Source organism: Corynebacterium sp. c3Ub_189 (assembly GCF_039907195.1).
Lineage (GTDB): Bacteria > Actinomycetota > Actinomycetes > Mycobacteriales > Mycobacteriaceae > Corynebacterium.
Genome location: NZ_JASBOF010000004.1, coordinates 130,667 through 151,479, shown reverse-complemented (window position 1 = coordinate 151,479; position 20,813 = coordinate 130,667). Strand labels below are relative to the sequence as shown.

Below are 20,813 nucleotides of genomic sequence, written 5' to 3'. Positions count from 1 at the left end.
CAACAACTCAATATTCAAAGGGAAGAGGACGGACAACCACCGTCCTCTTCCCATTTTTCACGTTTTACGGAAGCCGTCGTTGCTGGACGGAACTCCTGGCGAGCTGCATGCCGCCGTTTCTCCTCGTCGCTGAAGTTTATAGGCATGAGACGCCCCAAGAGAACACTTCAGGACTCGCAACTTGTTGTGTCCCCGCACCCAGCTGTGCTTATTCCTGGGGATCTAAGGATAAGGAATGCCTCGGTGACTTCCACTTATCCAATCGTATAAAGCGTCTGTCTTGGTTCTATTTTTCGCCACGTGACAGTTTCACGGGCTACACAATAAATAATATGACGGCTACGTGTGATCGATTAAGCGGTGCGTGTAGAGGGGAAGGGCGGACTCAAACTCCCGGTATTTCCCGCTGAGCGGGTCAGTGAATTCGATGTGCGTTGCTGTGAGGTGCATTGGGATCCGCATATCCTCCGCGTCTTCAGGGAAGATTTCTGGATAGACAGGATCACCCAAGATTGGTATACCAGCCTGCCACATGTGGAGACGCAATTGATGGGTCTTGCCCGTGGTGGGTTTGAGTGTGTATTTGCCTAATTGCGGCAGGACACCGTGGATTTTTTCATACGGCGCGTTATCTATTAGTTCTACTGCAGCCAGAGTAGTAAACGCGTTGGGGCTGCCATCGCCTACGCGGCCCTGGATTTCGCCGGGGGTCTTAGTGAGGTGGGAGGCCCACTGTAGGGGCGTCGGAAAGCGGCGGTATTCGGCGATCGCCTGATAGGTCTTTTGTACCTGCTTTTCCGCAAAGAGGGTTTGGTAGGCGCCGCGAACATCGCGATGTTTGGTGAATAACAAAATGCCAGAGGTAAGCCTGTCTAGGCGGTGCGCCGGGGCGAGCTCGTCGTTTCCTGTCATTCGTCGGAGCTGGACTGTAGCGGTCTGTACGATGTGGCGTGCGCGTGGCATGGTTGCCATAAACGGCGGCTTATCGGCGACGAGAATATGCTCATCTTCAAAGAGGATGGGGACGTCGTAAGGCACCGGTGTTTCGGGCGCCGGCATGCGATAGAAAAAGACGTCCTCGTCCTGGCTCAATATCGAGTCCGGTCGGAGCTTGGTTTGATTGCGTAGTACAACCTCGCCAGAGTCGAAACGCGCCTGGAGCGCCGAGGCGTCGTCGTCGGGGTGTCGATGGCGTTGTGCCGAAATTACTGCACTAAGAAAATCCCAGGCCGTTATGCCTGCCTCGGAGGTGCGCACGCGGGTTGGATTCAAGCCGTCTTTAATCGGCAAAGGCGTGAAACCTTTTCGGCGATGTATTAATGTTTTGTCCATGGATTTTAACTCTCTCATTGAACCGGTTGTTGCCTTTTTCTCTGAAGGTATTGGTGCCGTAATTCGCACCGTCCTAGAGTTTGTGTACACCGTTATGTTCCCGTCGAATTCCGAGGCTGCAACCGTCAACCCTCAAGCCTAATCCGTACTACAATTAAGGTATAACCACCGAAAGGACACATCATGGCTAAGGAAGACATTGTAGTCGTTGCCGTTGACGGCTCGGATGCATCGAAGAATGCAGTACGTTGGGCCGCAAATACGGCTATGAAGCGCGAGATTCCACTGCGAATCGCATCTAGCTACACCATGCCACAGTTCCTGTACGCAGAGGGCATGGTTCCGCCAAAGGAGCTTTTCGACGATTTGCAGGCCGAGACCCTCGAGAAGATCGAGGAAGCCCGCGCCATCGCTCATGAAGTAGCCCCAGAGCTGAAGATTGGTCACACAGTGGCCGAGGGCTCCCCGATCGACATGCTGCTAGAAATGTCGCACGATGTCACCATGATCGTTATGGGCTCCCGCGGCATGGGTGGCCTATCCGGTATGGTGATGGGTTCTGTCTCCGCTTCGGTTGTGTCCCACGCCTCTTGCCCGGTGGTCGTCGTTCGCGAGGATAATCATGTTACGGACTCCACCAAGTACGGCCCTGTCGTCGTCGGCGTGGATGGTTCCGAGGTTTCGCAGAAGGCCACGGCTTACGCTTTCCGTGAGGCACAAGCCCGCGGTGCTGCTTTGATCGCCGTGCATACTTGGATGGATATGCAGGTGCAGGCTTCCTTGGCGGGTCTTTCTGCCGCCCAGTCCGAGTGGGCTGATATTGAAAAGGAGCAGAGCGAGCTTCTGACTGAAAATCTGAAGGAGCCGCGTGAGGAATACCCAGAGGTTGAGGTAAAGAAGCTCATTACCCGTGATCGTCCCGTAAACGCTTTGACCGAGGCTGCAGAAGGCGCGCAGCTATTGGTTGTAGGTTCGCACGGCCGCGGCGGCTTTAAAGGTATGCTTTTGGGCTCGACATCTCGCGCACTGCTGCAGTCCGCACCGTGCCCGATGATGGTTGTCCGTCCGGATGAGGAAAGCTAAAAGCTACTGTTCATAGAGCGCTTCGCCCACAAGGGCGGAGCGCTCTTGTTGTGTGGGGTCGCCTTAGGTAGTGTGCGCTCGTGTACGCTAAGGTATACCCGCTAATTTAGGAGGATTGCATGAATTTGGGTCTGGGGCTCTTTAGTTCGATTGTTATTGGTATCATTGCCGGCTGGCTGGCTGAGAAGATTATGAAGCGCGACCACGGCCTGCTGACCAACCTTATTGTTGGTGTGCTGGGTGGCATCATCGGTGGCATGATTATCCACTTCCTGAACATTGAGGAAGGTGGATGGATCTTCTCCTTGATTGCCGCTACGGGTGGTGCTTGTATCCTGTTGTGGATCGTGGGGCTCATTAAGAAGTAGCCCGAATTTAATTCGCGTACAAACCGGTTTGTCTATAAAGTATAGATGAACCGGCTTTGTCGTTTTAGAGAGGAACCCATGGCAGAGAAGAAGTCGCGCCGTAATCGGCCCAGCCCGCGCAGCCGGCTGCTGGAATCGGCGACCAAGCTTTTTACCACCGAAGGCATTCGTGTCATCGGAATCGACCGCATCCTGCGCGAGGCGGATGTGGCTAAAGCTTCTTTGTACTCTTTATTTGGTTCCAAAGATGCGCTCGTTATCGCTTATGTAGAAGCTTTAGATGAGAAGTTCCGCCAAGACTGGGAGCAGCGCACCGCGGAGATGACGGATCCGGATCAAAAGATCCTGGCCTTTTTTGATAAGGCGATCGAGGAAGAACCCACGCAGGAATTCCGCGGCTCGCACTTCTTGAATGCGGCCGGAGAGTATCCGCGCCCAGAAACCGAGGCGGAACACGGTATCGTGGCTGCCTGCGTTGAACACCGCAATTGGGTGCATTCCACTCTGACGGCCTTGCTAACAGAGCGCAATGGTTACCCATCGTCCTCGCAGGCGAGCCAGCTGTTGATTTTCTTGGATGGCGGCCGTGCGGGGGCTCGGCTTACCAAGGAGATTGGGCCGCTGCAGACGGCCCGCGACCTGGCTACTCAGATGCTTTCTGCTCCCCCTGCTGATTATTCGATTTAAGGTACTTTCGGGCCTCCATACGTAGCTGGCTGACCCGCTTCTTCTCCTCCTTGGAGAGGGCGGGTTCTTTTTCGCGCTTGCGCCAGCGGCGAATGCTTTCGCGGCGCATAGCGTGGACATCCTCGGAAAGTGGGTAGTCGCGGTGCAAAATGATCTCAAAGATAGCGGTTTGGATCAGCATGAAGAGATAGGCGCAGCCCCAGTAAAGGATGATGGCCACTGGGATAGGTCCGGTTTGGGCTAGGTGCCACAGGAAGAAAGGGATTACCAGCAGCAAAAAGGCCATGAGTATGAAGACGCGGCGGTTGACCTTCTGATCAAATTGAGTGGTGCGGAAGCTGCGCACGAGGGAAATGACGGAATTAGCCATGGTAAAGGCGATGGCGGCAATGAGGATGGGATTGATGAGGTCGCCGTGCTCGCGGGCGAAATCCGTCAGCGGAGCGCCGTAGAAGGTGGTTTCGCGGAAGGCCGAGACGTCGGAGGCATTCAACATACCCACGGTGGTGGAGCCGCTCTCAATATTGGACATGCGCAGGAGCACTTGATAAAGGCCGATGAAGGCCGGAATCATGATGAGCGGGGGAACACAACCCGCTGCGGGGTTGTAGTTATAGCTCTTCATGAGGTTCTTCTCCTCTTGCATGAGCTCCGCCATTTCCTCGGTGGTGGTGGCGTTATTCATCTGCTTTTTGATGCGGTTATTCTCCGGGCGGATGAGTGCGCCTATGCGGGCGGAGCGTACGGATATCCAGTTCAAGGGAACAACGACGCCGCGCACGGTGATAACCAGCAGGATGATGGAAATCAGCCAGGCCGTAGATTCACCGACGAAGCTGCTGATGAGCCAGTGCCAGAATTTCATGATTCCGGAAACTGGGTACATGAAGACTTCGTACATGCTTAACCTTTCATGGGCAGTATGGTCTAAGGCATGACTAAAGTTCTTGGGGAACTCATGCTAACCATTGGCGTGGTTCTTTTACTCTTTGCATTCTATGAAGCCTATTGGACAAATGTAGAATCCGGTCAGCTGCAGGAGGAGGCGAGCGCCCACCTCGACGAGCAATGGCGCAATCCGCGGCAGAAGTTGGAGCCGGAGTTGGGTGAGGCTTTCGCGCAGCTGTACATTCCCACGTTCGGTTCTGACTACCGCTTTGCCATTATTGAGGGCACCAATGAAGATGACCTGCTGCGCGGCCCGGGCCGCTACGTGGATTCCCAGATGCCGGGAGAGATGGGCAATTTTGCGGTTGCGGGCCACCGCGTGGGCAAGGGGGCTCCCTTTAATGACTTGGGCAAGCTAGAGACCTGCGATGACATCGTGGTGGAGACGCAGAAGGAGCGAATTACCTATCGCGTATTGCCCATTGATGGCGAGCAGGTGGACTGTTTCCATGGAATTCCGCCGGAGTATTCGCACGTAGCTGGCCGGCATATTACGACGCCTGGCGACGTCTCGGTGACCAACCCCGTGCCGGAGTCGGACGCCGAACCGAGCCGCGAGATCTTGACCTTGACCACGTGTCACCCGCAGTTTTCCAACGCGGAGCGCATGATTGTGCACGCTATGGAAGTAGAAAAAGAGGAGAAGTAATGTATCGCGCTTTGTGGAATCTCTTGCCGGGGCCGACGCCGGTGAAGGTCATCTTGGCTATTTCTATTGCGGTGGGAGTCTTCTTCCTACTTATGGAGGTTGTATTCCCGTGGCTGTCGCCGATGATGCCGTATAACGACGTCGCGGTTTAAAGGCCCAAATTGGCAATCGCTTCGTGGGCGATTTGCTCTGACTTAACGGTTTGTTGCTGGTTGCTCCACACCAGCACCGCGTGCGTGTCCTTCTGGACGGCATACACGGCGTGCTCATTGACCACGCCCCGGCCGCCTTCCCAGCCGTCGAAGGAGGCGGGTTCGGTGGCGTCGATAGGCGCGGCCCAATCCACTGCGGCGCGGGCGTCGTCGACCGTGGGCATATCGCGCACGATGACTGTGGCCTGTGGCTCGTCCTGGTAGGACCAAAAGACGCAGGCCGGGGTGGGAAAGCGCGTGTCGATGCCCTGCTTGGTCAGGCGCTGACCGTTGGTTTCTTCGAGCCAGCCGGGGCCGATGTAGGGGCAATCGCTCCAGTCATTGACTTCCGCGGTTTGGGCGACGTTAACCTCCGGTGCTTTTGAAGCCTCCGGAGTGACCGTGGTGGTGGGCGCAGGGGTGGGTGCGGATGAATCGCAGCCGGCGATCCCAAAAGTAGCTAAGGCGAGTAGGGGAAGTAGGCTTTTGCGCATGAGCTCCACAATAGACCGGGATACCGATGCGTTGCGCACCGGCATCCATATCCTGACCGCTGGCCTGCTGGTGGTGGGCATTTTTACCTCCGCGCGGATGCCGCTTTCGCAAGCGATCATCAACCTGCTGCTTTTGGTGGGCTTTGCGGCCGTGTACTTCGCAGGCTCGGTCTACGGGGAATATTGGGCCCGGCCTGTGCGCTACCTGTGGCTGTGCATTCTCTCGGTGCTGTGGGTGGCGGACCTGTTCGTAGCACCGGCAGCAATCTATTTGGTCTTCGCCATGTTCTTTTTGTACCTCACGGTGCTGGACATGGCGGCGGGCATCGCGTGCGTCATCGTTGCCTCGATCATCACCGTGGTGGTGCAGATTCCGCAGGGTCTGACGTTTGGCGGTGTCATGGGGCCGGCGGTTTCGGCGCTGGTGACGATAGCGATCACCTACGCCTTCCGGTCGCTGTCGCGGATGAATAAAGAGTTGATTGAAACCCGTTCGCAGCTGGCAGCCACGGAGCGCGATGCCGGCATGGTGGCTGAACGTCAGCGCATTGCGCACGAGATTCATGACACCCTTGCCCAGGGACTGTCTTCCATTCAAATGCTCCTGCATTCGGCGGACCGTGATCTGGATAAGCAGGACGCGAGCAAAGCGCGAGAGCGCATCGAGCTGGCCCGCAGGACGGCCGCGGATAACTTGCACGAAGCACGGGCAATGATTGCCGCTTTGCAGCCGCCGACGCTCAATGAGGCATCCCTTGAGGCCGCGTTGACCCGTATGGCGGAAAATTTCGGCACTACCGGAGATATCCACGTCGAGGTGGAATCCGAAGGAGAGGTACAGCAGCTGCCCATGAAGATAGAAGCGGCGCTGCTGCGGATTGCGCAGGGCGCTGTGGGGAACGTCGTCAAGCATGCAGAGGCAAGCCGCGCCCGGATCACGGTGACCTATGAGGGCGATGAGGTGCGCCTGGATGTGGTGGATAACGGCAAGGGCTTTGATCCGGCCGCGGTGGAAAGTACCCCGGCTGGACTGGGGCATATTGGGCTGGCCGCAATTAGGCGCCGCGCACAAGAGCTAGGTGGGGAGGTCATTATTGAATCCGCGCCGGGGGAGGGCACTGCCGTGTCAGCTAGTATGCCCTTAGGCAACCGGGTAGATTAAACTTTTGGTTGACAATGACATCGATAGGAGGAATGTCGTGATTCGGGTCCTATTGGCAGATGACCACGAAATCGTCCGGCTAGGCCTGCGGTCCGTGCTCGAGGGCGCAGAGGATATCGACGTCGTAGGGGAGGTCGCTACGGCCGAAGCTGCGGTGTCGGCAGCGCAGGCGGGCGGCATCGATGTCATTTTGATGGACCTGCGTTTCGGCGCGGGTGTGGAAGGGACCCGCGTTATGGGCGGCGCGGAGGCAACCGCGCAGATTCGCTCCGCGATGGTCACCCCGCCCAAGGTCCTCGTGGTTACTAACTATGACACTGATGCGGATATCCTCGGCGCGATCGAAGCCGGTGCCGTGGGGTATTTGCTCAAGGATGCTCCTCCGCAGGAGCTGCTTGCCGCAGTGCGCTCGACTGCGGAGGGTGATTCGGCGCTATCTCCCATCGTGGCCGATAGGCTGATGACTCGCGTGCGTACGCCACGCACCTCGCTCACGCCGCGTGAGCTCGAGGTCTTGCAGCTGGTAGCAGCGGGGGCGTCGAACCGGCAGATTGGCCAGGACCTCATGCTGTCTGAGGCCACGGTAAAGTCCCACCTTGTGCACATTTATGACAAATTGGGCGTGCGCTCGCGCACCTCTGCTGTGGCGGCAGCGCGCGAGCAGGGCGTGCTTTAATTAGCGGCGTTATACGCCTCGATAACGTCCTGCGGGATCTTTCCGCGGTGCGCCATTGGCAGGCCTTGGGTGTGGGCCCATTCGCGGATGTGGCTGGGGCTTGCCCGCTGGGCATCGAGCGCGGGGGCTATGCGGGCGGCGTCCACGTAGGGGGCGAGCAGATTATGGAAATGCCGCGCGTTATCCGTGGAGAGATCGATAAGGTAATTTTGACCGTTTACGCTGAAGCGAACGACTTCTAGCTGGTCTTCAGGGATTAGGGTGTGGTCCAAGTCGTCGTAAAATTGGGTCACTTCACGGCGGGACGTATTTCCTCCAATTTTAAAAATTGCACCAAGTACAGAGAGCATAAACGGTGTTAAAGGGGTAGGGCGGTGAGAAGATTATCAGCAACTTTTTCTGGCCGAAAATACTTTTCCCGAAAATCCCGGATCTTTATAGAAAATAATTAAACGCCACCACCGAATAGGAGGCGGTGGCGGCGTGTATCTCTTTTACTGGGCCAGGCGCTGCTGGATTTCCGCAGTAATGGAGTCAATTTCCGAGCTAATGGTCTTGTGAGCGCGGCGACGCTGCTGTTCGGTCATGAACTCGGCATTATCGATGGCGGAGTCTACTTCCTGCAGGCGGTCACGCACATCGCGTTTGAAGCCGGCCGGAACGTCCGTGTTATCGAGGGAGTTGCGGATGCCGGCGGTGCGGGCCTTGAGCGGCGCACCGTAGCCGGAGAAGGAAGCCATCTGATCCGAGCTCACGCCCGCCTTAGCGGCCTTGCGCTTTTCGCCCTCGGTCTTCAGGCCCACGTAACCGCGGTAGAGGAGCGGCAGCAGCAGGGGTGCGGCGGTGCGCAGTGCACCGGCATAGCGCTTGATGTTATCGGAGTTAAAGCGGCCGGCTTTGAGCTTGGCTAGCTCATTCTTGGCCATCTTCTCCTCGTGCTTGCGGCGTTTCTTAAGGCCCTTTTCCTCCGACTTAATGAGGTGCTTTTCCTGCTTGGCCAGGAGCTTTTGCTGGCGGCGGCGGTCCTTAGACTGGGCCTTTACCTCTGCCTTGGCGCGGGTTTTGGCGGCCTTTGCCTGTGCGCGTGCTTCTTGGCGGGCCTTTTTAACTTTCTTCAGAATGCTCATTAAATTTCCCTCACGTTTGATCGAGTCTGGATTCAACTTTACCTTGCCGTTCTATTAAGCTCACCCGGTGTGGAGGATGTGGTTGTTGCTTCGGATCTTGTGGGGTGCCGCTACCGCTTAGTGCAGCGGCGCGCGCACCCCGAGATGCCGCGTACCCATGCCTCGATTGCCCGGGCGGAACGCCACGCGGCCGCAGCGGAGGCCGTCATGCAGATGTTTCCCCGCAAGGGCTCTGGCAGGTTTCGCCGCATAGATCTGGAAGGTGATGAGTGGGAGCGCTCCATGCGCACCCTTGAGGCCTTAGCTTCCGGGTATACGCACATCACCAACGCGGTCTTCGCCACCGCGGAGTGGATGGTGCGAGTAGATTTGCTGCTGCGCGAGGGTGATAAGTACACCCCAATTATCGTGTCCAATCACCGTGTGGCCCGTAAGAATGACACCAAGACGACGCCGGCGGTACCCACCCATCGCTTGGGCCTGAGTGAGCCGCTTGAGGCGCCGTATAAGCTGCGCCATCATGCGGTAGATGGCTACCGCTTAGCGTTTGCTGCCCGTGCTTTGCAGGATCTCGGGCTCGATTCCGGCCGGGGCGGGGCCATCGGGCAGGACCGCACCCGGGCATTTTTTACGGAAACAGCGAAGTTTGATCTGGAACGCGCCTGGAATCAGCCGCTTCCTACCGCGCCGGTGCGGGTTAAGGAGTGCGCGAGCTGCCGCTTTTGGTCCTTGTGCGAGCAGGAGCTGGTGGCAGCGGATGATATTTCGCTTTTCCTGTCCGGCGATCGTGCTAAGCCTTACCGCGAGCGCGGGATTACTACCGTGCAGGCGCTTATTGACGCCGACCTGGGCGAACCCTCCCGCCTTGCTTCTGCCTGGCGCGCCGGGGAGGTGTTGCTGCGCCGCGGCGACGTGCACGTTCCGCGTGCGGACGTGGAGGTAGACGTGGACATGGAAGCTTACCTGGACCAGGGCGCGTACCTATGGGGAGCCTGGCACGACGGCAACTATGTCCCATTTGTTACGTGGGATCCGTTGGGCGGGCGCGCCGAGGCAGAGAACTTTGCGGCGTTCTGGCGCTGGTTGATGGATGTGCGTGCTAAGGCACATGCGGAGGGCAAAACATTTGCTGCATATTGCTACTCGTCCCACGGTGAGAACCATTGGATGCGCATGTCCGCGCAGCGTTTCCGCGAGGTGGATGAGCGGGAAGTAGAAGAGTTTATCTCCTCACCGGAGTGGGTGGATATGTTCGCCCACGTCAAAAGATCCTTCGCCGGTCCCTTCGGCCTAGGCCTAAAGGTAGTCGCTCCAGAAGCGGGTTTTACCTGGCCAGAAGAAGACTTCGACGGCGAAGAATCCGTGAACGCGCGCCGCGAGGCGCTAGCTGGTGACCTCGTGGCGCGGCAGCGCTTGCTGGACTATAACTCCGGCGACGTCCAGGCCACCCGCGCGGTCCGCGAGTGGATGGATGCCGGCGCGCCGGGTACTACAGCGCTGTAAATAGGGCGTAGATGACCGCGAGGATCGCTATGCCCGCATAGACCTGGTTCCATTCTGGCCCGGGCTTCGGATCCGGACCCTCCGCCTTCTTCATCAAGACCTGCTTCTGGGCCTTGACTGCCCGGGAGATGAGCACGGGGTAGACTGCCAGGGACAGGATGCACAGGAGGGAGGCCACCACCTTAAGCAGGGAAATATCGGTGCCGATCCAGATGAGCAGCCCGCCGTTGACAAAGGTGGCGCGCAGGAGGCCGAGTTTGTCCAGTTGCTGCAAGCCCGCCCGGACGGCAGCGGGGCCGCCGCCCATGGTGCTGGGCAAGAGGTAGCTCATCACGCCGATGAGCAGTTGACCGGCAAACCCCACTAGCAAGGCGAGGGTGGGCAGCGCCGGCTCGGGCATAAAGAAATGCTGCACCGTGTAATACACCAAAGACAGCACCAGCCATAAAGAGGCCATGAGCACGGAGACCGAGGCAAAGGTGATGCGATCGCGCGGGTCCTTAGCCACCGTCAGCACATTAGCGAGCCACTGCTGCAAGCTCAGCGCCCAACCGCAGCAGTAGGCGATAAGACCCAACTCGGGGAAGCCGAGGAAAGCGCCCACGATCGTGGCAACCACACCGACTGCGAGCAGCGCAAAGGAGGATTGCATGTGGCGATTAATACCTTGGGTCCGCCAGATGGAGGGGAAAAGGATGGTGAGAGAACCGGCCGCGGCCAAGCCGATGAATCCGCCGATATTGGCGGCGATATGGGCGAGTAGCAGCGTGGGATGGCCGGGATAGACGGCCAGCAGCCCGCCAAAGATGGCACCCACCGGCAGGCACAGGGCGGAAAGTACATAGGCGCCCACTACGGGGCGGAAGCGCTTATCTTTGGCACCGCGCCATTGCTGGAAGAGCGATACCGCATGCCAGAGCATTATCAGTGCAATGAGCGTGGCGCCCACCTGGGTGACAATCCAGTGTTGGGACCAGAACTCCATGAGGATTTGGCCGATTAACACGAGGATGATTCCGGCATTGAGGCCGTAGATGCGGGCTAATTGGGTAGGGCGGGCAGACTCGGGGAGGCGCTGTTGGGTGAATTTCTCTGTGAGGTGCTGGGACCACACGATGATGCTATTGCTTACCAGTCCGAGGGTGAAGAGGTGGATGAGTACCCACCGGTAGTTCGGGACCAAGGTATGCGTTGCACCCACGAGGATGAAAACCATCATCCATAGGGAGACGGGACGGGAGGCCTTGCGGTGCCATGTCCGCGCCGACCACTTATTCTCAGGCATAAAACCGATTTTAGTCGGATTTAATCTTGGTCCAAGTCAGCGCAGTAAGGGCGAGGGCTACGGCGGTGAAAAAGGCAATGAAGAGGGGCCACGACAGGGCGTCGAAAAGCAGCCCGGCACACGCGCCCACCACAGAAGAGCCAAAGTAATAGCAGAACACATACATCGAGGAAGCCTCCGCGCGGTCGTGGGTGGCAATCTGGCCCACCCACCCGGAGGCGGTGGAGTGTACGGCGAAAAAGCCCACGGTAAAGGCGATCATGCCGAGAAGCGTCAGCGGAAGGTTACCGGCACAGAAGGCGATGCCCACAGTAAAAAGTGCAGCCGAGCCGCACAGGGTCTTCCCGTGGCCGATCCGCGCCACTAGCGCTCCAGCCCGAGCCGAGGACCAAGTGCCAGAAAGGTAGAACAGGAAGGCCAAGCCGGCTAGCGAAGGGGTCAGCCCAAAATCATCGATAAGCCGGAAGGTTAAGAAGTTATACATGGAGACGAACGTGCCCATGGACAGGAATGCGGTGAGAAAGAGCAAGGCCAAATCCCGGTTTGCCCAATGGCTCAAAAGTGCCCTGCTTTCGGTCTTGAGATGGATGGATTTAGGCCGGAAATTGCATTGGGTAGGAAGCAGCAGCCACGATGTAATGGCAAAGGCGAGTGAGACCAGCGCCGAGCCGAAGAGCGCCCAGCGCCACGTGGAAATCTCCACCAGTCCGGTGGGAATGAGGCGGCCGGTAAGGCCACCGACGGAGGTGCCTGCAATGTATAGGCCCATAGCCCGCGGCAGGGCTTTGTCATCGAGTTCTTCAGAAAGCCATGCCATTGCCGTGGCGGGGGCGCCGGACAGCAGCGCACCCTGCAGGCCGCGTACCACGATGAGCTGCCACCCCTCCTGGGCGAGGGGCACAATGAGCCCCACGCCGGTCGCGGCAACGGCCGAAATGAGCAGAATACGTCCGCGGCCGAAACGCTCGGAGAGAATCGATGCGGGCACCACGCATAGGGCCAGCGCGCCCGTGGCGGCCGATACGGTCATGGCCGCTTCAGTGGAAGAAAGGCCCATGTTGTGTACCAGCGTCGGAAGAATGGCTTGGGTGGAATACAGGCTGGAGAATATAGCCAAGCCTACAAGGAGCATGGCTACCGTTGCGCGCCGCGTTCGAGTCATATCATTTAGCCTGCCCGGACATGCAGCATGTGTAAAATGTGGAAAAATACACTAAACGATGCGGAGCATGCATGAATGTGGAGGATGTCCGCGGCTTCCTCGCCGTGGTGGATCAAGGTCGCGTGGGTGCTGCGGCCGATGAACTGGGAATCTCCCAATCCGCGCTGACCCGCCGGGTACAGCGCGTAGAAGCTAGTCTTGGCGCCCGCCTTTTCGAGCGCACTGGGCGCACCCTGCACGTGAATTCGCGCGGGCGGGCCTTCGCTGCGGCTGGGCGGGAAATGCTCCGCGCCTACCAGGTAGGGCGGGACGATGTTGCCCGCCTCATGGATCCAGAACGCGGCACCGTGCGCCTAGATTTCATGCACTCGCTGGGCACCTGGCTAGTTCCGGACCTGCTCAAGAGCTATCGCGCGCAGCACCCGCACGTAGATATTCGTCTGCATCAAGGCGCGGCGCAGGAGCTGGTGAGCAGGGTGGAAAACGGCGAATCCGACCTTGCCCTCGTGGGCCCACGGCCTGATGCAGCACTGGGCTGGCACCAGATTAAGGTGCAGCGACTAGGCCTTGCTGTGCCAGAAGACCACTGGGCGGCGAACCGGCGGGAGGTGAGACTAGCGGAATTCGCTGCAGACCCGTTCATCGGCATGCTCCCAGGCTATGGCACGCGCATGCTTCTCGATGCCCTTGCAGACGACGCTGGCTTTAGTCCCCACCTCGTCTTCGAATCGATGGAACTTACTACCGTTGCGGGGCTGGTAGCGGCAGGACTCGGGGTGGCGCTTTTGCCGCTGGATGATCCGTATCTACAGGTGGGGAGCCTGATCCCCCTTACGCCGCCAGCGTACCGCGAGCTCGGTTTAGTGTGGCGCGCCGGGGACGATGCGCCCCCAGTGCAGCAATTCCGGGAATTTATCCGGGCATAGAAAAAGCCGCCCCGAAGGGGCGGCCGAAGTAACTAAAAGGAGTTACTTGGTGGCTGCAGCGAAACGCTCAGCAACGTCATCCCAGTTGAAGACGTTCCATACGGCCTTAACGTAGTCAGCCTTAACGTTCTTGTACTGCAGGTAGAAAGCGTGCTCCCACATATCCAGCATCAGCAGCGGGGTGAAGTTGATGGAGGTATTACCCTGCTGGTCAGTCAGCTGCTCGATGATGAGGCGGCCAGCAATGTGGTCGTAGCCCAGAACGGCCCAGCCGGAGCCCTGCAGGGAGGTAGCAGCAGCGGAGAAGTGAGCCTTGAACTTCTCAAAGGAGCCGAAGTCGCGGTTGATGGCCTCTGCCAGCTCGCCGGTTGGCTCGCCGCCACCGTTCGGGGACAGGTTCTTCCAGAAGATGGAGTGGTTGGTGTGGCCACCCAAGTTAAACGCCAAGTTCTTGGAGAGGGCGCGGATGCGATCCGGGTTAGCCTCACCGTTGCGCTCTTCCTCGAGTGCCTCGAGTGCAGCGTTAGCGCCAGCAACGTAGGTTGCGTGGTGCTTATCGTGGTGGAGCTCCATGATCTCTGCGGAGATGTGTGGCTCCAGTGCGTCGAATGCGTATGGGAGGTCAGGAAGTTCGTAAACAGCCATTTGTTAAATCCTTTCTTCGGGTACGTGTCCCGATGATAGGCACGGTGGAAAGATTTCGCCATGATTAATTCGAATTGTGGAACTAGCGCGAATATTAACTGGCCGCGGAATAGCTTTTCGCAGTACAACGTTGGGAAGAAGGAATAAGGAAGGAGCTATACCTTATGTGGATGTTTAAGTCGGAGCCCAAACTTGTTGCTGCAGACGATGCTCTGCCGGGACGAGCGGAGCCAATCGTGGACCCCGCCCCGCACGCCGTTTTAGGAACACCGATTACCGGGCCGTGGAAGGACGGGCAGCGCTCCATTCTTATCGCGTTGGGATGTTTCTGGGGTGCGGAGAAGATGTTTTGGGAGACCGAAGGCGTGGAATCCACCTCGGTGGGCTATGCGGGCGGCACCACCCCAAATCCCACGTACTACGAGGTGTGCCGTGGGCTAACCAACCATGCCGAGGCGGTGGAGGTGGTCTATGACCCGCAGCGCATCAGCCTGCGCGATCTTGTCGTACAAGCTCTAGAAGCCCACGATCCCACGCAGGGCTTCCGCCAGGGCAACGATGTAGGAACGCAATACCGCTCTGCTTTCTACCCACGCACGGAGGAAGAGCGCGCAGAAATCCAGGGCATCGTGGATTCCTATGCGAAGAAACTCAAGGAATTCGGATTCGGGGATACCACCACGGAGGTCAAACTCCTCTCCGAAACTGATTCTGGGGAGTACTACCTGGCTGAGGATGAGCATCAGCAGTACTTATATAAGGTGCCTAATGGGTACTGCCCGCACCACAGTACTGGGGTGAAATGCGACTAAGCGTCGCGCCGGATAAAGCGGGCGATCTTTTTGGCCAGCTTCGGCGTGAGCGATTGGCGGGATTGGGATCCTAAGACCTCATCCCAATACCAGAGCATTTCCTCAAAATAGTTGTGTCCGTGCCCGCCAGGGACGTTGAGGGAATTGATCTGGTCCAAGCCAATTTGCCACCAGGTAATGAACGGAACCCAATGCAGCTGCCGGAAGGTATCCGCGTGCAGCGCTTCCGGCTGCGGTTCATGAATCCAGGTGGGCCTGCGCACGAGAAGGTTGAGATCCCACCACACGATGGCGTCGGAAGCGTGCTGGGCAATGAGCATGCGGGGGCGGCGCCAGGTATGGGCGTAGTCATTGCCAAAGGCGTCGTGCAGCGTATGGTCAGGGGCCGCCGCGTAGCGCACATGCTTGCCGCCATCGATAACGGGCAGGCGTTCTAGGGAACCAATATCCCGGCGCAGGCGCTGGGTAAAGTGCGTCATGCGCGGAGGCCCAGAAAAGACCGCGCCATTGCACGCGGAAAGTAGGTCTTCCGCATTATGGTAGTTATCCATAATGGCGTAGGCGCCAAGCGATTCACCTGCGAAATAAAGCCGCGGGCGGTTTTCTTTAGGCAGCCTATCTATTTCTTCTTGTACCACCCGAATCAATTCACGGGCCGCTTGCTTCGGTGCATTCTTATCCACGAGGTAGGAAAAAACCGAAGGCAGGTAGGAATATTGCATGGTGACGGTGACGCAATCACCGCCGGTCAAAAACTCATAGGAGCACGCACCCCAGTTATTGATCCATCCCGAGCCGGCAGGCATTTGGATGACGATAGTTTCGCGCCGCAGGGCACCGGTGCGTTCGAGTTCGGCGCGGATCTTTTCCGCGGATTGCTGGAAGGAGCGCCCTGGTATGTATCCGGCGTAGATACGGATGGGTTCCTTTGCATCGGTTCCCGTCACTGTGCGGATATCGCGGGCTCGGGGGCCGTTGGAGACAAAGCGGCGTCCCTGTTGTCCCAATGCCGACCACGGCTCGAGCGACCACGGGCTGCCGGAGCGCTCCGGCTCCCAGGGCATGGAGGTGCCAGGGAAAATCTGCTTATTTATTCGCTGCGCTTGGTGCGATAGCGAGCGTAGCCAGCGTCGAAAGACCACGCGGTCAGAAAGTGCAAACGCCGTGAGGCTCAGTCCTGCGGTAACCACCGGCCAAGCAACGAGTGCAGGCACCCACCGGCCTAGCTGGCGTGACAGTTTAGTGACGGCAAGCTGCGTGGCCTCCCCGATGAGTAGGAGAGTGCCGTAGCCCGCGGTGCCCGCGGCCAAGCCGATGGCCGCCGTGGCGGGACCGCGCACGAGCTGCTTATTGACCAACTCCGCCTGCTTCTTCTGGTTGCGCAGCGAAAGCACGGCATTAAATGCAGTCCCGGCGCCAATAGCAAGGTGCATAATTTGTCGATGTTGTGGTCCGAGGCGGTCCTGCGGGCGCTTGCCAATGCTATTGAGCACGAAGCTTGTTGACGCCGCACCTAGATGCCCAATGCCCTGCCCGATTGCCACGTTGGCAGCGGTCACCCACCACGGGCGGGGAAGTAAGGAGGGCGAAACAGCCGCCCACGTAGCTAATTCCGCACCCAAAATTCCAGCCGACATATTGGGCGGTAAGGTTTGCCGGCTGGTCATACGGACGATGGGCGTGAGATCCGCGGCTACGCCAAGAGCGATTAGTGCAGCGCGGCGGAGAGCGCGTTTCATAATGTCCGATTGTCCCAGATTTCGGTGGGAATTTCAGTGTGAGATTTAGCCCGTGCAAAAATCTCCACAAAGTTGCACAATGGGGTCATGGCAAATCATGTTGGAAACAAAGTAGTCCTCATCGGCGCCGGCGATGTGGGAGTCGCTTACGCCTTCGCTCTCATCAACCAAAGCATCGTTGACCACCTGGCAATCATCGACATCGATGAAAAGAAGCTAGAAGGCAACGTCATGGACCTCAACCACGGTGTTGTCTGGGCCCCGACCCGCACCCGCGTCACCAAGGGCACCTACGCCGATTGCGCAGACGCCGATATGGTCGTCATTTGCGCCGGTGCCGCACAGAAGCCGGGTGAGACCCGCCTGGACCTGGTGGGCAAGAACGTCAAGATCATGAACAGCATCGTCTCCGATGTCATGGCGAATGACTTCGATGGCATCTTCCTGGTTGCCTCCAACCCAGTGGATATCCTGACCTACGCTGTATGGAAGGCTTCCGGCCTGGACCACAAGCGCGTCATCGGCTCCGGCACCGTGCTGGACTCCGCTCGTTTCCGCTACATGCTGGGCGAGCTGGAAGATGTTGCACCGAAGTCCGTTCACGCCTACATCGTGGGCGAGCACGGCGATTCCGAGCTGCCAGCCATCTCCACCGCGAATATCGCAGGTGTCCCGATGTCCAAGAAGCTGGATACGGATCCGGAGTATGCAGAGCGCATCGAGAAGATCTTCGAAGACACCCGCGATGCCGCCTACTCCATCATTGACGCTAAGGGCTCCACTTCCTTCGGTATCGGCATGGGCCTGGCCCGTATCACCGCCGCCGTCATCCAGAACCAGGACGTGGCGCTGCCAGTATCTGCTTACCTGCAGGGGGAGTACGGTGTAGAGGATCTCTACATCGGTACCGCTGCCATCATCAACCGCTCCGGCATCGTGCGCGCGATTGAGCTGCAGCTCAATGAGCACGAAAAGGAGCGTTTCGATGCTTCTGCCAAGACCCTGAATGACATCAAGGAAGAGTTCTTCGGCTAGTGAAGATTGTCGCTCATAGGGGATACTCCGGAAAATATCCGGAGCTGTCCCCTCTAGCTTTTGAAAAAGCCTTAGATTTGCCAATTCACGGCGTCGAGTGCGATGTGCGCTTGACGCGCGATGGAAAAGTAGTGGTTCAGCATGATCCCACGTTGGACCGCACCGCGGGGCGCCCCGGCCGCATCTCCAAGATGGACTGGGAAGAATTGCGCGGCGTTGACATCGGTTCGGGCCAGCGCATGATGCTTCTCGATGAACTCTTGGAACTACTTCAGGGCACACCGCACCACCTTTATATCGAGACCAAGCACCCCTCCGGGCAGGGTGACATCCTGGAGGAGCAAACGGTGTTGCGCTTGCGTTATGCGGGGCTTTTCGATGACCCCCGGATCCACGTCATTTCCTTTTCCCACCACGCCATCCGCCGCATGCAGAATTTGGCGCCGCACATGGACCGGATTTATCTTCGTCGCGATTGGGAGCGCCATGTCAACCGTCCCGATGTAATGCTGTCCAAGCCCACCGCGCTCGGCGTATCGTTGCTGCGCGCGAAGCTGCAGCCGGCAATTATCGGCGCGCAGGGATTGCCTACCTACTTGTGGACCGTAGACAAGCCGGAGGACATGAAGTGGGCGTGGGCTAACGGGGTAGATATGCTCGCTACCAACCAACCCGAAGTGGCCCTACATGCCATTGAGCTCTAGTAAGCAGGTATCTTGGAGGCATGGCCAAGAAGAAAAAGAACAAGGAACAGCTGCCTGAGGGCATGTCCCGCCGCCAGGCAAAGCTCGCTGCCCGCGCCAAGGAGCGCGCTGCCCTGGAAAAGGATCCCCGCCCCTACGGCGGACTTGCTGCGGAGGCCTCCCTGGTCGCCATGCAGGAGTTCGTCCCCTCCGCTTTTGCCAAGCTTGACGTTAAAGGCTGCGATAAGAACGTGTATGTAGCCACCGTCCTGCCGGGTGCTTCTGCTGCGCTTATTCGGGACACCGAATTTGGCGGCGATGCCTTCGTGGGCCTGCAGGTGCAGTCCCACACCCACAACCCGGGCCGCGACCTCGCCTTTGCCCTTAACTGGGTGAAGAATAATGAGCCGGGCGCCACCCTGGAATCCACCGCGGCTGACGGTTCGGAGCCGAAGCTGGAGGAGCTTATCGATGCCTCCACTACCCTCGATGTGCAGGTCCACCAGGACTTCGAATGGTGGATTCCGGAGGGAGCACAGGTCACCCCGCAGATTGCGCAGTCGCTACGCGCCGCTAATGATTCCGTCATCGAGTCCCACCAGGTGGGCGAGAACATCACCGGTGCGGCCTTCTGGGCAAATGTCGGCGGCGGCAAGGCCCACATCCGTTGGGTCCGCCCGAATGACGATGAATCCGCATTCCTGAACGCACTGGCGCGCGTCGCCGCCCGCGGCGAGCTGAACTTGGGCGAGGGCACCAAGTTCGCCGGTGTCTTCCGCACCCACGGTCTCATCGCTCCGGTCTTCGACTTGGATCCAGAGGTGGACCACACTTCCTATGAGGACCACCTCACCCGCGTGGACAAGGCCTTGGAGGAAGAAATCTCTAATGATGCTCAGCTGAGCGCCGATGAGCGCAAGCAGCTAGAAAACATTAAGTCCCGCCAGGTGACCTTGCGCTAAAGACAGGAAACGGCCCTTCCCCGGTAGAGGAAGGGCCATTTTTTGATCGCTATTTGAAAGAATCCCACAACCCGGCGGCTGCTTCATCGTCCCAGAGGACGACGTTGCCCACCTCGGTATCTTGGAAACCGCCGATGGGGACGGTCTCGGTGTCTACACCGGAGCCCATGGCCAGTGCCACGCGGGCGAGGTGCCAGACGTGGTCGCCCTCGTCCACGATGAACGAGGAGGCAGTGTGGTTGACCAAGGAGAAGGCGCGGAATGGGTTAATCAGGGTGGCTGGGGAAGCAACCTTATCCAGCAATGCGGAGAAGAATTCGCGCTGTCGCTGCACGCGGTCAAGGTCACCCATGGCGGTGGCGCGGGTGCGCACGTACCCGAGGGCGTCGCGGCCCTTGAGCTTCTGGCAGCCATCTTGGAGATCAATGCCGGCCAGCGGGTCATTGATGGGTTCCTTCACGCATACGTCTACCCCACCCACGGAGTCGACCACATTGGCTAGGCCGCCCATGCCGATCTCGGCATAGTGGTCGATGCGCAGACCGGTCGTGCCTTCGACGGTTTGGGTAAGGAGCTGTGGTCCACCGTAGGTAAAGGCGGCATTGATCTTGTCCATGCCAAAACCGGGGACTTCCACGTAGCTATCGCGTGGGATGGAAACGAGCTTGGCCTTGCCGGTGCGGGGGATGTGCAGCAACATGATGGTATCGGTGCGGCCCTCGCCCACATCACCACCGGTGCCGAGCTCCGCCTGCTGTTCCTCGCTGAGTCCCTGGCGGGAATCGGAGCCGACGAGCAACCAATTGGTGCCGGCGGTATTAGACACTTGTTCTTCTGGCAGCGCCTCCACGCGGGTGAGGCGGGCATCGGTCCAGAACATGAAGACGAGATTGAATACCAGTAGGACAACGAGCGCCAAGCCAACGCACCCGAGGGCGCGCTTGGCCGGATTGACCTTCTTGCGGCGGCTGTGCGGGCGCTGCCGGGGCGCCGGGCGCGGCTCGGTACGACGAGGCGGGCGCTGCTGCGCGCGGTACTGGCTGGGGTAGCGGCTCGGCGTTGGGGGCGGAGTGCGGCGCGGGGGCTGTTGCTGTGGCTGCGGAGCGCGGAAGGATTGTTGCTCGGGTTCCACGCGCCGCGGTGCCGGGCGGGCGGAGGAACGGCGTCGAATGGGGCGGCCGTATCGATCCTTGAGGGGACGTCCATCGGCCCCAAGGACGAATTCAGTGGAGGAGTCGTCGCCGGCGCGGCGGGCCTCCCGATGCGGATCTCGTCCTGATTCAGTCATGCGCTATACCTTACAAGGAGCAGGGAGCAACGCCTGCTTCGCGACGTCCCCTACGG

The 20,813-nt window shown here is 58.9% G+C and carries 24 protein-coding genes; 14 read left to right on the top strand and 10 right to left on the bottom strand.

The window, feature by feature from the left end; genetic code table 11:
* Positions 1–339 precede the first annotated feature (339 nt).
* Positions 340–1,332 carry a pseudouridine synthase gene (locus QKD99_RS03515; RefSeq protein ID WP_347950721.1) on the bottom strand — a complete coding sequence of 331 codons (993 nt, stop codon included), beginning with the start codon at positions 1,330–1,332 and terminating at the stop codon, positions 340–342.
* Between QKD99_RS03515 and QKD99_RS03510 the strand changes: the two genes are divergently transcribed.
* The 4 genes from QKD99_RS03510 (at position 1,331) to QKD99_RS03495 (ending at position 3,470) form a co-directional block, all read left to right on the top strand.
* Positions 1,331–1,474 carry a hypothetical protein gene (locus QKD99_RS03510; protein WP_005325337.1) on the top strand — a complete coding sequence of 48 codons (144 nt, stop codon included), beginning with the start codon at positions 1,331–1,333 and terminating at the stop codon, positions 1,472–1,474. The two genes, QKD99_RS03515 and QKD99_RS03510, sit on opposite strands and share 2 nt — an antisense overlap.
* 41 nt (positions 1,475–1,515) lie before the next feature.
* Entirely contained in the window at positions 1,516–2,415 is a 900-nt protein-coding gene (locus QKD99_RS03505; protein WP_239278643.1) for a universal stress protein, read from the top strand.
* A gap of 119 nt (positions 2,416–2,534) precedes the next feature.
* A complete protein-coding gene (locus tag QKD99_RS03500; protein WP_005325340.1) occupies positions 2,535–2,783 on the top strand; it encodes a GlsB/YeaQ/YmgE family stress response membrane protein in 249 nt (82 codons plus the stop codon).
* Positions 2,784–2,861: 78 nt separating this feature from the next.
* The gene (locus QKD99_RS03495; protein WP_005327015.1) at positions 2,862–3,470 is read left to right on the top strand and encodes a TetR/AcrR family transcriptional regulator; all 609 of its coding nucleotides are present in this window, start codon (positions 2,862–2,864) and stop codon (positions 3,468–3,470) included.
* Here the strand turns inward: QKD99_RS03495 and yidC are convergent.
* On the bottom strand, positions 3,427–4,371 hold the full coding sequence (yidC, locus tag QKD99_RS03490; protein ID WP_347950720.1) for a membrane protein insertase YidC: 945 nt from the start codon (positions 4,369–4,371) through the stop codon (positions 3,427–3,429). The two genes, QKD99_RS03495 and yidC, sit on opposite strands and share 44 nt — an antisense overlap.
* 33 nt (positions 4,372–4,404) lie before the next feature.
* On the opposite strand from yidC, the gene QKD99_RS03485 reads away from it, so the two are divergent.
* Positions 4,405–5,067: a class E sortase gene (locus tag QKD99_RS03485; protein ID WP_347950719.1), complete on the top strand. Its 663-nt coding sequence runs from the start codon at positions 4,405–4,407 to the stop codon at positions 5,065–5,067.
* Positions 5,067–5,219, top strand: coding sequence for a hypothetical protein (locus tag QKD99_RS03480; RefSeq protein ID WP_239278639.1), 153 nt, complete (start codon positions 5,067–5,069; stop codon positions 5,217–5,219). Before QKD99_RS03485 ends, QKD99_RS03480 begins: the two co-directional genes overlap by 1 nt.
* Here the strand turns inward: QKD99_RS03480 and QKD99_RS03475 are convergent.
* Positions 5,216–5,752: a DUF2020 domain-containing protein gene (locus QKD99_RS03475; RefSeq protein ID WP_347950718.1), complete on the bottom strand. Its 537-nt coding sequence runs from the start codon at positions 5,750–5,752 to the stop codon at positions 5,216–5,218. The genes QKD99_RS03480 and QKD99_RS03475 overlap by 4 nt on opposite strands.
* Between QKD99_RS03475 and QKD99_RS03470 the strand changes: the two genes are divergently transcribed.
* Together QKD99_RS03470 and QKD99_RS03465 are read left to right on the top strand one after the other, a co-directional pair.
* Positions 5,751–6,914: a sensor histidine kinase gene (locus tag QKD99_RS03470; RefSeq protein ID WP_284769253.1), complete on the top strand. Its 1,164-nt coding sequence runs from the start codon at positions 5,751–5,753 to the stop codon at positions 6,912–6,914. The two genes, QKD99_RS03475 and QKD99_RS03470, sit on opposite strands and share 2 nt — an antisense overlap.
* 37 nt (positions 6,915–6,951) lie before the next feature.
* Positions 6,952–7,590 carry a response regulator transcription factor gene (locus QKD99_RS03465; RefSeq protein WP_284767266.1) on the top strand — a complete coding sequence of 213 codons (639 nt, stop codon included), beginning with the start codon at positions 6,952–6,954 and terminating at the stop codon, positions 7,588–7,590.
* Here the strand turns inward: QKD99_RS03465 and QKD99_RS03460 are convergent.
* Positions 7,587–7,883, bottom strand: a complete 297-nt coding sequence (locus QKD99_RS03460) for an Lsr2 family protein (protein ID WP_347950717.1) — start codon at positions 7,881–7,883, stop codon at positions 7,587–7,589. The two genes, QKD99_RS03465 and QKD99_RS03460, sit on opposite strands and share 4 nt — an antisense overlap.
* A 201-nt stretch (positions 7,884–8,084) precedes the next feature.
* Positions 8,085–8,717 carry a DUF6474 family protein gene (locus tag QKD99_RS03455; protein WP_284767268.1) on the bottom strand — a complete coding sequence of 211 codons (633 nt, stop codon included), beginning with the start codon at positions 8,715–8,717 and terminating at the stop codon, positions 8,085–8,087.
* A 69-nt stretch (positions 8,718–8,786) separates the two neighbouring features.
* Here QKD99_RS03455 and QKD99_RS03450 point away from each other — a divergent pair, with 69 nt between their 5' ends.
* Complete coding sequence (locus tag QKD99_RS03450; protein ID WP_284815017.1) at positions 8,787–10,220, top strand: TM0106 family RecB-like putative nuclease; 1,434 nt, start codon at positions 8,787–8,789, stop codon at positions 10,218–10,220.
* On the opposite strand, the gene QKD99_RS03445 is transcribed toward QKD99_RS03450, so the two are convergent.
* Positions 10,207–11,505 carry a copper oxidase gene (locus QKD99_RS03445; protein WP_347950716.1) on the bottom strand — a complete coding sequence of 433 codons (1,299 nt, stop codon included), beginning with the start codon at positions 11,503–11,505 and terminating at the stop codon, positions 10,207–10,209. The two genes, QKD99_RS03450 and QKD99_RS03445, sit on opposite strands and share 14 nt — an antisense overlap.
* A 10-nt stretch (positions 11,506–11,515) precedes the next feature.
* Positions 11,516–12,667 carry an MFS transporter gene (locus tag QKD99_RS03440; RefSeq protein ID WP_347950715.1) on the bottom strand — a complete coding sequence of 384 codons (1,152 nt, stop codon included), beginning with the start codon at positions 12,665–12,667 and terminating at the stop codon, positions 11,516–11,518.
* Positions 12,668–12,738: 71 nt separating this feature from the next.
* Between QKD99_RS03440 and QKD99_RS03435 the strand changes: the two genes are divergently transcribed.
* Positions 12,739–13,593 carry a LysR family transcriptional regulator gene (locus QKD99_RS03435; protein WP_198492212.1) on the top strand — a complete coding sequence of 285 codons (855 nt, stop codon included), beginning with the start codon at positions 12,739–12,741 and terminating at the stop codon, positions 13,591–13,593.
* Positions 13,594–13,635: 42 nt separating this feature from the next.
* Here the strand turns inward: QKD99_RS03435 and QKD99_RS03430 are convergent, their stop codons facing one another.
* A complete protein-coding gene (locus QKD99_RS03430; protein ID WP_005325362.1) occupies positions 13,636–14,238 on the bottom strand; it encodes a superoxide dismutase in 603 nt (200 codons plus the stop codon).
* Between the two features lie 164 nt (positions 14,239–14,402).
* Here QKD99_RS03430 and msrA point away from each other — a divergent pair, with 164 nt between their 5' ends.
* Positions 14,403–15,050 (top strand): peptide-methionine (S)-S-oxide reductase MsrA, encoded by a 648-nt coding sequence (gene msrA, locus QKD99_RS03425; RefSeq protein ID WP_269954039.1) that lies wholly within the window; start codon positions 14,403–14,405, stop codon positions 15,048–15,050.
* On the opposite strand, the gene QKD99_RS03420 is transcribed toward msrA, so the two are convergent.
* A complete protein-coding gene (locus tag QKD99_RS03420) occupies positions 15,047–16,789 on the bottom strand; it encodes an alpha/beta-hydrolase family protein (protein ID WP_239278629.1) in 1,743 nt (580 codons plus the stop codon). The two genes, msrA and QKD99_RS03420, sit on opposite strands and share 4 nt — an antisense overlap.
* An 87-nt stretch (positions 16,790–16,876) precedes the next feature.
* Here QKD99_RS03420 and QKD99_RS03415 point away from each other — a divergent pair, with 87 nt between their 5' ends.
* From QKD99_RS03415 to QKD99_RS03405, 3 genes are read left to right on the top strand one after another with little or no spacing between them, the layout of a single operon-like run.
* The gene (locus QKD99_RS03415) at positions 16,877–17,824 is read left to right on the top strand and encodes an L-lactate dehydrogenase (protein ID WP_225746279.1); all 948 of its coding nucleotides are present in this window, start codon (positions 16,877–16,879) and stop codon (positions 17,822–17,824) included.
* Positions 17,824–18,528, top strand: a complete 705-nt coding sequence (locus QKD99_RS03410; protein ID WP_239278628.1) for a glycerophosphodiester phosphodiesterase family protein — start codon at positions 17,824–17,826, stop codon at positions 18,526–18,528. Before QKD99_RS03415 ends, QKD99_RS03410 begins: the two co-directional genes overlap by 1 nt.
* A gap of 20 nt (positions 18,529–18,548) precedes the next feature.
* Positions 18,549–19,469, top strand: a complete 921-nt coding sequence (locus QKD99_RS03405; protein WP_347950714.1) for a DUF5926 family protein — start codon at positions 18,549–18,551, stop codon at positions 19,467–19,469.
* A 49-nt stretch (positions 19,470–19,518) separates the two neighbouring features.
* On the opposite strand, the gene QKD99_RS03400 is transcribed toward QKD99_RS03405, so the two are convergent.
* Positions 19,519–20,757 carry an LCP family protein gene (locus QKD99_RS03400; RefSeq protein WP_347950713.1) on the bottom strand — a complete coding sequence of 413 codons (1,239 nt, stop codon included), beginning with the start codon at positions 20,755–20,757 and terminating at the stop codon, positions 19,519–19,521.
* Positions 20,758–20,813 lie beyond the last annotated feature (56 nt).